The sequence below is a fragment of the Arthrobacter sp. zg.Y820 genome, assembly GCF_030125555.1.
In the GTDB taxonomy this organism is placed as follows: domain Bacteria; phylum Actinomycetota; class Actinomycetes; order Actinomycetales; family Micrococcaceae; genus Arthrobacter_B.
Genome location: NZ_JASKLX010000006.1, coordinates 102,215 through 114,519, shown reverse-complemented (window position 1 = coordinate 114,519; position 12,305 = coordinate 102,215). Strand labels below are relative to the sequence as shown.

Annotated in this window: 11 protein-coding genes and 1 pseudogene; 4 read left to right on the top strand and 8 right to left on the bottom strand. The window is 62.2% G+C overall.

Going from position 1 to position 12,305, the window contains the following annotated elements:
* Nucleotides 1–52 precede the first annotated feature (52 nt).
* Nucleotides 53–1,387 (bottom strand): CAP and S-layer homology domain-containing protein, encoded by a 1,335-nt coding sequence (locus QNN99_RS05750; protein ID WP_229965450.1) that lies wholly within the window; start codon nucleotides 1,385–1,387, stop codon nucleotides 53–55.
* A 425-nt stretch (nucleotides 1,388–1,812) separates the two neighbouring features.
* On the bottom strand, nucleotides 1,813–3,414 hold the full coding sequence (locus tag QNN99_RS05745; RefSeq protein WP_229965449.1) for a GH25 family lysozyme: 1,602 nt from the start codon (nucleotides 3,412–3,414) through the stop codon (nucleotides 1,813–1,815).
* Between the two features lie 639 nt (nucleotides 3,415–4,053).
* Here QNN99_RS05745 and QNN99_RS05740 point away from each other — a divergent pair.
* The 3 genes from QNN99_RS05740 to QNN99_RS05730 all read left to right on the top strand — a co-directional run bounded on the left by QNN99_RS05740 (nucleotide 4,054) and on the right by QNN99_RS05730 (nucleotide 6,035).
* Nucleotides 4,054–4,887 (top strand): SDR family oxidoreductase, encoded by an 834-nt coding sequence (locus tag QNN99_RS05740; protein WP_229965448.1) that lies wholly within the window; start codon nucleotides 4,054–4,056, stop codon nucleotides 4,885–4,887.
* Between the two features lie 95 nt (nucleotides 4,888–4,982).
* Nucleotides 4,983–5,360 (top strand): serine/threonine protein phosphatase, encoded by a 378-nt coding sequence (locus QNN99_RS05735; protein WP_229965447.1) that lies wholly within the window; start codon nucleotides 4,983–4,985, stop codon nucleotides 5,358–5,360.
* 123 nt (nucleotides 5,361–5,483) lie between these two features.
* On the top strand, nucleotides 5,484–6,035 hold the full coding sequence (locus QNN99_RS05730) for a DUF1697 domain-containing protein (protein WP_229965446.1): 552 nt from the start codon (nucleotides 5,484–5,486) through the stop codon (nucleotides 6,033–6,035).
* 30 nt (nucleotides 6,036–6,065) lie between these two features.
* On the opposite strand, the gene QNN99_RS05725 is transcribed toward QNN99_RS05730, so the two are convergent.
* From QNN99_RS05725 to nrdH, 6 genes and pseudogenes are all read right to left on the bottom strand, one after another.
* Complete coding sequence (locus QNN99_RS05725) at nucleotides 6,066–6,236, bottom strand: DivIVA domain-containing protein (RefSeq protein WP_229965776.1); 171 nt, start codon at nucleotides 6,234–6,236, stop codon at nucleotides 6,066–6,068.
* 54 nt (nucleotides 6,237–6,290) lie between these two features.
* Nucleotides 6,291–6,428, bottom strand: a pseudogene (locus QNN99_RS05720) (DivIVA domain-containing protein); the annotation flags it as partial.
* Nucleotides 6,429–6,872: 444 nt separating this feature from the next.
* A complete protein-coding gene (nrdF, locus tag QNN99_RS05715; protein WP_229965445.1) occupies nucleotides 6,873–7,847 on the bottom strand; it encodes a class 1b ribonucleoside-diphosphate reductase subunit beta in 975 nt (324 codons plus the stop codon).
* Between the two features lie 59 nt (nucleotides 7,848–7,906).
* Entirely contained in the window at nucleotides 7,907–10,045 is a 2,139-nt protein-coding gene (nrdE, locus tag QNN99_RS05710; RefSeq protein WP_229965444.1) for a class 1b ribonucleoside-diphosphate reductase subunit alpha, read from the bottom strand.
* On the bottom strand, nucleotides 10,042–10,551 hold the full coding sequence (gene nrdI / locus QNN99_RS05705; RefSeq protein WP_229965443.1) for a class Ib ribonucleoside-diphosphate reductase assembly flavoprotein NrdI: 510 nt from the start codon (nucleotides 10,549–10,551) through the stop codon (nucleotides 10,042–10,044). Before nrdI ends, nrdE begins: the two co-directional genes overlap by 4 nt.
* 60 nt (nucleotides 10,552–10,611) lie before the next feature.
* Nucleotides 10,612–10,857, bottom strand: a complete 246-nt coding sequence (gene nrdH, locus QNN99_RS05700; RefSeq protein ID WP_229965442.1) for a glutaredoxin-like protein NrdH — start codon at nucleotides 10,855–10,857, stop codon at nucleotides 10,612–10,614.
* Nucleotides 10,858–11,272: 415 nt separating this feature from the next.
* Between nrdH and QNN99_RS05695 the strand changes: the two genes are divergently transcribed.
* Complete coding sequence (locus tag QNN99_RS05695; protein WP_229965441.1) at nucleotides 11,273–12,205, top strand: LysR family transcriptional regulator; 933 nt, start codon at nucleotides 11,273–11,275, stop codon at nucleotides 12,203–12,205.
* The last annotated feature ends 100 nt before the right edge of the window (nucleotides 12,206–12,305 follow it).

The window sequence follows — 12,305 nt, the reverse complement described above, 5'->3', positions numbered from 1 at the left end:
CCGCCCAGCGTTTCATGGCGCTCTCGGACAGGCTAGCCGCTGCAGCCGCCGGCTAAGCCGCCCAGCGTTTCATGAAGGCCGCCATCGCATCCCTGGCCACCTTTCCGCCGGGCCGGTACTCCGTTTTGCCGTTCCCCATGCCCCAGCCGGTGGAGACTCCGCTGGCGGCCAGCCAGGAGATCTGCCTATAGAACTGGTTCGACGTGGCGACGTCGGCAAAGGGTGACTTCTTCGGCGCTGTGTACTTCGGTGAACCGGCCAGCCGGTAGAGGAAGGCAGCCATTGCGTCACGGCTCACCGGGTCGTGGGGGCGGAACACCGCACCGTTCTTCTGCTTCCAGCCCGTGGATATCTTCGTGGCAGCAAGCCAGGAGATTTCCTTGTAGTACGGGTTGGAGGTGGAAACGTCGACAAAGGGCGACTTTTTCGGCGGAGTGTACGCCGGCGACCCCTTCAGCCGGTACATAAAGGCGGCCATTGCCTCCCGGCTGATGGACTGGAGCGGCCGATAGGTCCTGGTGCCGTTTCCCTCTGCCCAGCCGGTGGAAATTCCCTTGTTATACATCCAGTTCATGTCGGCAAGGAACTGCTGTCCGCCCACCAAGTCTGCGAACGGGGAAACCACTGCCGGTTTGGCGGTTTTCGGGTAGCCGGCCAGATTGGACACCACCAGGTGCCAGCCCTTGTACGGCCCGCTTGTCGGCACCACGTAGCCGATACCAGCGTGCGTTTCCCGGGAATCCAGCATGGCCGCACGGTGCGCCGGAGAATTCATCCACCAGTCCACCACCTGTCCAGCGGAAAAATTGAAGGCGATGATCTCACCGTACCAATTGGCGCCCTTGGGAATCAGCGAACTGCCGGCGTCCGCCCGGTGAATTCCGGCCCAGTCGAAGTTCGGATCGGCCGTGGCCACCCTCAGGTGATTCGCCCACCCCTGGGACACATCGGCAATTCCCTGGTTCCAGGTCAGGGCAGGCACTCCGGAAGCCCTGCGCTTGGCGTTCATCAGATCAAACACCTGGCCGGCAAACTTGTCGCTCCGCACCGAGTCGGCGGTCGCATCAGGAGCCGACGCATCAGGTGCCGTCGCCGCTCCGGGTTCCATGCCCTCCGGCAGCACAGCGGAGCCGGTGCCCAGGGCAGCATCCTCCGCGGCCGCTTTCACTGCCGCTTCGGCAGCCTCCGGTGAAAGCGCTGCGGGGTCGGGCCGAGGGGTGTCAGGCATAACCGGCGGAGTCTCGGGAATGTCCTCAACCGTGGAAACAGCCGGTATCCCCGCGCGCGGATCAGCTGCCGCAGCTGCTCCCGGAATGGAGAGGGAAGCAAGGACAAGGGCGCAGGTGGCACGGACGGCAACAGTCCGGAATGCAGTGTTTTTCTTCATGATTGCAAGTAGCTTAACCGTATTGGAGCGGATACCCGCTTAATAACCTGCACCGGGGGCCTAAAAGTCTTTCCGTGCCGCATTTTGTAACCTTTCGACGATTTACGGCTGAGGATTCTGGTCCGGCCTGACCCGCTCCGCACCGCCTGCTAAGCCGAATGACTGCGGCTGTTTCGATGTTCAAGGAGCAGCCGCGCTCCATTAATAATGAGGGTCTCCACCGAAACTGCCTGATCCTCGGCCAGTTATTCCAATTCCCGTCCCAGCTTCGGTGGAATCCGCAGTTCAATATTCATGCCTTAAATCGTAGAGGCGTCTGTAACACCGCCTGACCGATTCGGCGTTCATTACGCCACGCCCGCTGCAGGGCTTTTCGACGGCGGTAACGCGCCCGCGGGTGTGTTACCGCCGTCGAATGTTCCGGATTAGGGGAACTTGGTGTCAAAGCGGTGCAGGAATGCCGCCATCGCGTCGCGCTTAATGGGCTCGAGCGGACGGAAGGTTCCGTCCGTCCAACCGGTCGAAATTCCCTGGGCTGCGAGCCAACTGATTTCCTTGTAGTACATATTGCTGACCGGGACATCCTTGAACCGGGAGACCTTCGGCGCCGTGTATTTGGGGCTTCCCGCCAAACGGTACAGGAATGCCGCCATCGCATCACGGTTGATGGCGGATCCCGGCTGATAGGTGTTCCCGTTCCACCCGGTGGCCACTCCGCTCGCCGCCAACCAATGGATTTCCTTATAGAACTGGTTGTTCGTGGCAACATCCCTGAAGCGTGAAACCTTCGGTGCCACATAGGCGGGCTTTTCGGAGACGCGGTACAGGAAGGCAGCCATCGCATCGCGGTTCACATTGTCCAGCGGCCGGTAGGTGCCATCCGGGTACCCGGTGGTGATGCCTTTACTCTTCGCCCAGGCAATGTCCTTGGCAAATTCGCTGTTCGCTGCCACGTCCCGGTACGGCCCCGGGGCCGGAGCGGGAGCCGGGGCGGGCGCCGGTGCCGGAGCCGCGCTGTTGCGGGCGAACGCTGTCAGTCCGGCAGCGTTGCCGTTCCAGACGTTCGAGTCGCCAACAAATGGTCCCGTGCTGCTGTACTGCCACAAGCTGTAAACGTTCCAGCTCGCAGGAAGCGCACCGGCGCCGACGTGGTTGTAGCTGGCGATGTGCAGCGGGTTGTCCCGGAAGGCAGCACTGTTGCCGGTGCAGGTCACCCACCAGTCGGTGGTCGTATAGATCATCGGGGCGCGGCCGGTGCGTGCCTTGACCGTGTTGGAGAAGTCCCGGATCCAGTTGACCATCTGGCTGGCGCTCATGTTGAAGCAGGTGTTGCCCAGGGACGCGTACGGGTTGTACTCGATGTCCAAGAGCGGCGGAAGCGTCATTCCGTCGGCGGACCAGCCGCCGCCGTTGTCCACGAAGTAGTTCGCCTGCACCGCACCGGAAGAGACGTTGGGCAGGGCGAAGTGGTAAGCGCCCCGAACCATGCCCGTACCGTAGGCCCCGCTGTACTGCTGGTTGAAGTTCGGGTTCTTGTACGTGGTTCCCTCGGTGGCCTTGGCGTAGGCAAACCGTGATCCCTGTGCCCAGGCGTGGTTCCAATCGACATTTCCCTGGTGGCTGGACACGTCCATGCCCTGGATGCCCGCCGGCCGCCAGTTTCCCGCCATCGGGTCCGCTGCCGCCTCCGGAGAAGCATCGGGTTCCGCGGCAGCGGTTTCTCCGCCCTCGGGCACAGACTGGGCGTCGGGCGCAACCGTTTCACCCGTCGCGGGAAGCGTGCCGGCTTCGCCAGGCGCCGGTACTTGCGCATCGCCGGAGGCATTGAGCCGGTGCAGGCCCTGCCCCATCGACGCACCGCCCTCGCCGATGATCCGGGCCTGTTCAGCCTCGCTGATGCCGTCGGTGAGATTGTCGGTTCCCGTGGCGGGGACAGCGGCCTGTGCCGGACCTGCCAGACAGGTGATAGACAGCAAAGCTGCCAGCGCTACTGATGTGAGACCAGTGGAAAGCGTCGTGGTTTTCATATATTCCTGGATGACGTCGTGGATTCCTGCGTTTCCGCAGGATGTTAGGAGCCCCATTGGCTTTTCGCACTGCTTTATGCGGGACGAACGGCTTCGGGACCTAACGGCGAACACGGAATAGAGGGTTCCGTGCGCTTCTTACACCGTAAGCCACTACATTTCAGAGCATCAGCCCGGCCAGCCAACTCGAGTATTTTGCAGGTAAATCGTTATATACCCGTTTTAGCTGACGCCGGGTCCAAATGCAATGAAAAGCAAGCATAAATTTGCACCTGCGGCTTGCAAGGATCCGCAATGTCCCGTAGTTGCAGGAGCGCAGCAGCCGGAATCCCCCAGACTCTGTACAAGAACAGACGCCGTTGTTTGGATGGCGGACGTTGTGGCTTTGCGGGTCCTCACATTGGGAATCCGAACATTCTGGATCCGGACATTCTGGAGATCCGAACATTCTGGATCCACTGTGGATATCGGCCCGGTCAGTAATCCCGTTCCCAGAGACGAGGATGACTGCGTGCTCAGTATGCTTGCCGGATGCGCGCGGACCTTCGGCGCCAGTGGTCTGCCCGCTAATGACGCAGCCGACTATTCTGGGGAGATACCGGGTCATTCTTGCCCGGATCCCTTGGAAATTGGAGCGTCATGGCAACTGAAGTATTGGTAATTATCGGTATGGGCGGAATGGGCCAGGCGGTCCTTCGCCGGTCGGGTGCGGGCCGCAAGGTGCTGCTGGCCGACTTCAACGAGTCGCTCCTGGAAACCACGGTCGCAACCGCACTGGGTGACGGGTACGACGTCGTGTCCCAGGCCGTCGATGTCTCCTCCCGCGATTCGGTGGCGGCATTGGCTGCCACCGCCGCGGAACTGGGACATGTGACCCAGGTGGTGCACACCGCCGGCGTTTCCCCGGTGCAGGCTCCGGTGCAGGCGATCTGGAACGTCGACCTGATCGGCACCGCTCTGGTGCTGGAGGAATTCGAGAAGGTCATTGCCCCGGGTGGTGCCGGAGTCTTCATTTCCAGCATGTCCGCCTACATGTCGGGCGGCCGCATTCCCGCCGATGTCCTCGCCAGCCTGGCCACCGTTCCGGTGGATGATCTGCACCTGATTCCGTTCGTTGCCGGGATCGACAACCCGGGTTACGCCTATCTCGTGGCCAAGCGCGCCAACCAGCTTCGTGTCCAGTCCGCCAGCCTGCGCTGGGGCGCCCGCGGTGCCCGCGTGAACAGCATCAGCCCCGGCGTGATCTCCACGCCGATGGGACAGCAGGAGCTCGCCGGTGAATCCGGCGCACACATGCGCGGCATGATCGAAGGATCCGGCACCGGCCGGGTGGGCACCCCAGGTGACATCGCCAATGCCGCGGCGTTCCTGCTCGGGCACGATGCCAGCTTCATCACCGGCGTGGACCTGCTGGTCGACGGCGGCGCTGTGGCAGGCGTGGACACCAACCAGCGGAGCCGCGTTGCCGACTAACTGACCCGGTGGCGGCGCAGCGGCGGGCTAAGCCCCGGCCGCTGCTCCGCCTCCGCTGCGGCCGCCCGCCGTCGTCGTCGTGTTAGCGTCCTCCCATGACCCAGCCCATGCCCGCCGAAAACACCTTTGACCATCTGCGGGACCTGGACGGCGAGCATGTGGGCTACATCCATATGACGGCCGACGGCGGGTTCGTGCCGTTTGATCTGCTGCACCGCCGGCGGGCCGAACCCACGGAGCTGGATCTGGCCGAAAGCCTGCTGGACGGGCTGCGGATGTTTGTCGAGACCTGGTGGCTGGACATCGATGGACAGCAGGTTCAGGTGCTCATCCAGGAAGTGCGCCGGGACCGGGTGCTCGTGGCGCCGGCAGTAGCCGGGGCGATCGCTAAATCCGCGGACATGACCCTGGCGATCGAGATCCCGCTGCCGACCGACCGGTTGCATCAGGGATCATCGCCGCCGGTCCCGTAAGTGCAGAAATACCAAACCTTGCGGGCTGTCATTGCCGGGGGCGTCGGCGATGTGGTCGAATCGGGGCAGTGCACTGCGCTTTCTGCCCGCCCCGGGAGGGGGCTCCAATGAATGGAGACAGCCGTGGACCCGAGCCCGTATTTGGTCCTCCTGCGCGGCATCAACGTCGGCGGTAGGAACAAGGTCCCGATGAAGGCGTTGAAGGGGCATCTCGAGGACTTGGGCTACGAACAGGTGTCCACCTACATTGCCAGTGGCAACGTGCTGCTCACTTCGGCCGATACTCCCGAGGTGCTCGGGCCCCGGATCGAAGCGGCCCTCATCGACAACTTCGCCCTCGACGACGAGCTCATCAAGGTTCTGGTCCTCAGTCCCGGGCAGCTGCGGGCCGTCGTTGAGCAGAAACCCGAGGGGTTCGGTGAGCAGCCAACCAGATACCACTCCGACGCCATCTTCCTGATGGGCATCGATGCCGGAGAGGCCATGACCGCCTTCAACCCGCGGGAAGGCGTCGACGCCGTCTGGCCCGGTGACGGCGTCATCTATTCCCAGCGTCTGAGCGCCGAGCGGACCAAGAGCAGACTCAGTGCCATCACGGCTTCCCCCTTCTACAAGTCGATGACCATCCGCAGCTGGAACACCACGACGAAACTGCGGGGCATGCTTCCGGAGTAACCGGCTGCGGCAAGTGTGGGAAGTGTCTTTCTAGGAATGCCCGTTTCCGGCAAACTGACCCTTGAGACGCTTGTTTTCCGCGATCCGCTCCCGAAGGCCCGCAACAACCTTGGCCAGGAAATCGTCTACATCGGCCTGCGAATAGCCTTCGCGGAGTCTTGTTGCAGTGAACTTCTGGCTCGTTAGTTGTTCAGGAGTAATAATCGGGTCGCCAACAGAAACGGGTCCGCGCCGAGGATTGGCCCTGGTAAGCCCGAGACTCTCGTTTTCTTCCTGAAGTCGCCGGAGTTCTTGAACTACCCGGTCAAGCAGATCATCAACCTGATCCTGGTCGTAGCCTTCCTTGAATTTGGTAGGCCTGAACCGCGTGAGAACAACCTCTTCAGCGGTGATGGTCCACTTTTTGGCGGACTCGGCGGTCGTGCCCTCCTCGCCGGCCGCCCTCTTGGGCTTGAAGGCTTTGATCAGCACGAAGACCAACAGGGCCACTGCAATAAAAGATATCCACAGAGTCACATAACCGCCGTTTTCGGTGCCGCCGTCAGCCAAGAGTGACAGTCTTTCGAAAACCATGGATTGTCCAACTTTCGTAAGTGCCTGAATGCTTCGAAGTGTTCGGTGCAAGAGCTGAAGCGGTGGTTACTGCTTTCAGGGATCTCAATGTAGCTCAACACCCGCACCGGTTGCGGGATCCGGCGGGTCCTCCCCCACGAGCCCATCCACCGACTCCGGTCCAGGGAACCCCGCAGGGTTTCGTTTCCTGCCTTAAATGCGGCTGCCGCCGCCACGGACCCGAAGGCCCGCGACGGCGGCAAAAGCAGAAAACTCAGCGGGAAGTCAGAAGTCCCAGTCGTCGTCTTCCGTGTTCACGGCCTTGCCGATCACGTAGGAGGAACCGGACCCGGAGAAGAAGTCGTGGTTCTCGTCAGCGTTCGGGGAGAGCGCGGACAGGATCGCCGGGTTCACGTCCGTCAGGGCTGACGGGAACATGGCCTCGTAGCCCAGGTTCATCAGCGCCTTGTTGGCGTTGTAGTGCAGGAACTTCTTGACGTCCTCGGCCAGGCCGACGCCGTCGTACAGGTCGTGGGTGTACTGGACTTCGTTTTCGTACAGCTCGAAGAGCAGCTCGTACGTGTAGTCCTTCATTTCCTGCTTGCGTTCCTCGGAAGCGCCTTCCAGGCCCTTCTGGAACTTGTAGCCGATGTAGTAGCCGTGCACGGCCTCGTCACGGATGATCAGGCGGATCAGGTCGGCCGTGTTTGTCAGCTTGGCCCGCGAGGACCAGTACATCGGCAGGTAGAAGCCCGAATAGAAGAGGAAGGACTCCAGCAGGGTGGAGGCCACCTTGCGCTTCAGGGGATCGTCGCCGCGGTAGTAATCGGTGACGATGTGGGCTTTCTTCTGCAGGTTCTCGTTCTCGGTGGACCAGCGGAAAGCCTCGTCGATCTCCTTGGTGGAGGCCAGCGTGGAGAAGATCGAGGAGTAGCTCTTGGCGTGCACCGATTCCATGAACGCGATGTTCGTGTAGACGGCTTCCTCGTGCGGGGTGATCGCATCGGGGATCAGCGAGACGGCGCCGACCGTGGCCTGCACGGTGTCCAGCAGCGTCAGGCCGGTGAACACGCGCATGGTCAGCTGCTGCTCGTCCGGAGTGAGCGTGTTCCAGGACTGGACGTCGTTGGACAGCGGCACCTTTTCCGGCAGCCAGAAGTTGTTGACCAGGCGGTTCCAGACTTCTACGTCCTTGTCGTCCTGGATCTTGTTCCAGTTGATCGCCTCAACGTGGCTGAGCAGCTTCAGCTTCTCGGTCATAAGTAATTCCTTGTCTTGAAAGGGTGCGAGGAGTTATGCAGAAATGACATATTGAAACGTCACAACATGCAGCTGACGCAACCTTCCACCTCAGTGCCCTCGAGCGCGAGCTGGCGCAGGCGGATGTAGTAGATGGTCTTGATGCCCTTGCGCCATGCGTAGATCTGCGCCCGGTTGATGTCGCGCGTGGTGGCGGTGTCCTTGAAGAACAGCGTCAGGGACAGGCCCTGGTCCACGTGCTGGGTGGCAGCGGCGTAGGTGTCGATGATCTTCTCGTAGCCGATTTCGTAGGCATCCTTGTAGTACTCAAGGTTGTCGTTCGTCAGGTACGGCGCCGGGTAGTACACGCGGCCGAGCTTGCCTTCCTTGCGGATCTCGATCTTCGCGGCCACCGGGTGAATCGAGGAGGTGGAGTTGTTGATGTAGGAGATCGAGCCGGTCGGCGGCACAGCCTGCAGGTTCTGGTTGTAGATGCCGTGCTCCATGACGGAAGCCTTCAGCGCCGCCCAGTCAGCCTGGGTGGGGATGTGGATGCCGTCGAACAGCTCGCGGACGCGCTGCGTCTGGGGAACCCATTCCTGATTGACGTACTTGTCGAAGAACTCTCCGGTGGCGTACTTGGACCGGTCGAAGCCGGCGAACCTGCGGCCGGTTTCAATCGAGAGCAGGTTCGACGCACGCACTGCGTGGTAGACCACCGAATAGAAGTAGATGTTCGTGAAGTCGATGCCTTCTTCGGAGCCGTAGTGCACCCGCTCCCGCGCCAGGTAGCCGTGCAGGTTCATCTGGCCCAGGCCGATGGCGTGCGAAGCGTCATTGCCCTTGGCGATGGAGGGTACGGAACCGATGTGGCTCATGTCCGACACCGCGGTCAGCGCGCGGATCGAGGTCTCGATGGTCCGGCCGAAGTCCGGGGAGTCCATCGTCTTGGCGATGTTCAGCGAACCCAGGTTGCAGGAGATGTCCTTGCCGGTTTCGGCGTAGGAGAGGTCATCGTTGTACGTGGTGGGCTCGGAGACCTGAAGGATCTCGGAGCACAGGTTGGACATGATGATCTTGCCCTCGATCGGGTTTTCCCGGTTCACCGTGTCCTCGAACATGATGTACGGGTAGCCGGACTCGAACTGGATCTCGGCGAGGGTCTGGAAGAACTCGCGGGCCTTGATCTTGGTCTTCTTGATCCGCGCGTCGTCCACCATCTCGTAGTACTTCTCGGTGACCGAGATGTCGGAGAACGGCATGCCGTAGACCTTTTCGACGTCGTACGGGGAGAACAGGTACATGTCCTCGTCGCGCTTGGCCAGTTCAAAGGTGATGTCGGGAACGACGACGCCGAGGGAGAGGGTCTTGATGCGGATCTTCTCGTCGGCGTTTTCGCGCTTGGTGTCCAGGAACCGGTTGATGTCCGGGTGGTGGGCGTGCAGGTACACGGCACCGGCACCCTGGCGGGCACCGAGCTGGTTGGCGTAGGAGAAGGAATCCTCAAGAAGCTTCATCACCGGGATGACGCCGGAGGACTGGTTCTCGATCTGCTTGATCGGCGCGCCGACCTCGCGGATGTTCGTCAGCGCGAAGGCAACGCCGCCGCCGCGCTTGGACAGCTGCAGCGCGGAGTTGATGGAACGGCCGATCGACTCCATGTTGTCTTCGATGCGCAGCAGGAAGCAGGAAACGAGCTCGCCGCGCTGGGCCTTGCCGGCATTCAGGAAGGTGGGGGTGGCCGGCTGGAAGCGGCCGCCGATGATTTCATCCACCATCTGCATGGCCAGCTTCTCGTCGCCGCGGGCCAGGTGCAGGGCAACCATGCACACACGGTCTTCGTAGCGCTCCAGGTACCGCTTGCCGTCAAAGGTCTTCAGCGTGTACGAGGTGTAGAACTTGAACGCACCGAGGAAGGTCTCGAAGCGGAACTTCTTCTTGTAGGCGCGCTGGTACAGCTCGCGGATGAAGTCCATGGAGTACTGGTCGAGTGTTTCACTCTCGTAGTACTCGTTCTTGACGAGGTATTCCAGCTTCTCTTCCAGGTCATGGAAGAACACGGTGTTGTTGTTGACGTGCTGGAGGAAGTACTGGCGCGCAGCAGCGCGGTCGGCGTCGAACTGGATCTCTCCGTTCTTGCCGTACAGGTTCAGCATGGCGTTGAGCTCGTGGTAGCCCAGGTCCTTGTAGGCCTCCGGCAGCTCCTTGGAGTCCGTCATGCCGGCTTCTGCGACTGATGCGTCCAAAACTCTTCCAATCCTTTGTTAACTTTGGCGACGTCGTCGGACGTGCCCATGAGTTCAAATCTGTATAAAACGGGGACTTTGCATTTCACGGCGATGATGTCTGCCGCGAGGCAGTAGGAGTCCCCGAAGTTGGTGTTGCCGGCGCCGATCACTCCCCGGAGCAGGGAACGGTTGTGCTCGATGTTCAGGAACTTGATGACCTGTTTGGGGACGGCGCCGCGTGCTGCCGCGCCGGGCTGTTCCGCGGTCCCGCCGTAAGTGGGCAGCAACAGTACGTACGGACGCTGGGCCAGCAGTGTGGGTTCGGAGGTATGCAGCGGGATCTTTCCCGCCGGCGTGTCCAGTTTTTCGACAAACCGGCCGGTGTACCCCGATGCCGATGAAAAGAAAATCAGGGGCGCGTCGGTGACGGGCTGCGCGTCTGCTGCGGATTCCGGATCCGGGGTTATCCCGGAGCGGTGTGCTATCCCCAGTGTCATGGTTCCTGCGCTCCTGACGGTGCGGTATTACGGGTGTGGTGCGGTGCTGCGGAAACCTGTTTAGGCGACCGAGGACACCGAAGCCTGCGCAAGCGCGTCGATCTTGTCCGGGCGGAAACCGGACCAGGAATCCTGCTCGGTGACGACGACGGGAGCCTGCATGTAACCCAGCGCGCGGACCCGTTCCAGGGCCTCTGCATCCTGGGACATATCCACGATCTGGTACGTGATGCCCTTCTTGTCCAGCGCCCGGTAAGTAGCGTTGCACTGAACGCAGGAGGGTTTGGTGTAAACCGTAACGGTCATGGTTGGTCTCCCCTTGTGAAGCCTTGAAGTCTGTCCCTTGATACTACATCCAGACACTACATCTAGTGCACAGCCGCAACGGGAACCCCAAGATGATGTATTACAAGTATGTCATTAGGAGATGCCCTCGTCCACAGTTAATGCACAGGGCAGGCCGAAAAATTCCGTGGATTCCCGCAGGTCGAGCCGAGTTCTCCACAGGCTGTGCAGAACGAACACACACCCCGTGAAGGGTCGGCAAGGCCACAATTTCGGAGGCGTGTCGCGAATGCTGGGCGTGTCGCCGCCGCCGGCTGCGCATCGGGTCCGCGCAGACCCGCGGCCCGCCCGCCGCCGTCCTCCAAACCGCCTCCGGAGCACAACCGGATAAAGTGGTCGACGGCGGAATATCAATCCGCCGCGGAAGGCGGCACCAGTGATAAACCCGATCCACCTCAAGACCCTCCTGGAGGTCATCCGGGCAGGCTCCTTCGCGGCCGCGGCCCTCCGGCTGGGCTACACGGCTTCGGCGGTCTCCCAGCAGATGTCAGCCCTGGAGCGGGCCACCGGCGCCCATCTGTTTGAACGCTCCGCCCGCACAGCCGCGCCCACGGAAGCCGCCGTCGTCATGGCCCGGCACGCCGCCAAGGTCCTCACCGACATGGACGCCCTGATGGCGGCCACCGCCCGGGTCGAGGCCGGCACCAGCCAGGAGCTGCGCCTGGGCATCTTTCCCAGCTTGGCCACCTTCGCCCTCCCCCGGCTGGTCGGCTCCCCGGGCTGGCAGGACCTGGGCATCAATCTGAAGATCTCCGTCGCGGAACCGGGCCAGACCATCCAGGGACTGCGCACCGGCGGTGAACTCGACGTCGCCCTTATCTACCAGGTGGGACAGGGCGGACTGGCGTGGCCGTCCACGATCAGCCGCCAATGGCTGGGCGACGACGACTTCCGGGTTGTCCTCCCCCGATCCTGGGGCATCCGGGAGGGATCGGGGATTTCCGCCGAACAGCTCTCGGACATGCCCTGGATCATGCACCACCCGGGCACTCCGGATGCGCTGGTCATCGAACGGCTGTTCGCCGGCTGCAACCTCCACCCCCGGGTCGCTGCGTACTGTGACGACTTCAATGCGAGCCTGGAAATGGCCGCCGCCGGTGTCGGTGCCGCGCTGGTTCCGGAATTGGCCATGCTCAACCGGCACGACGGCGTCGTCCTCCTGGATGTGCCGGAGATCCGGTTGGCCCGCAGCATTTTCGCCCTGGTCATCAACGAACGGGAGAACCCGCAGGTCCGGCTCTTCCTCGACCAGCTGGCCGAGGTTCTGCGGACCCAGAGCATCGCGCCCCGGACCGCTGCCGTCCCCTGAGCCGGCGGCTCCCTCCGCCGGCCGCTGCGGCACCGCGGCGGCGGTGTGACCGTGGCTACCATAATCGCGTCCGGCCGCACGCTGCGGTAATACTGGGATG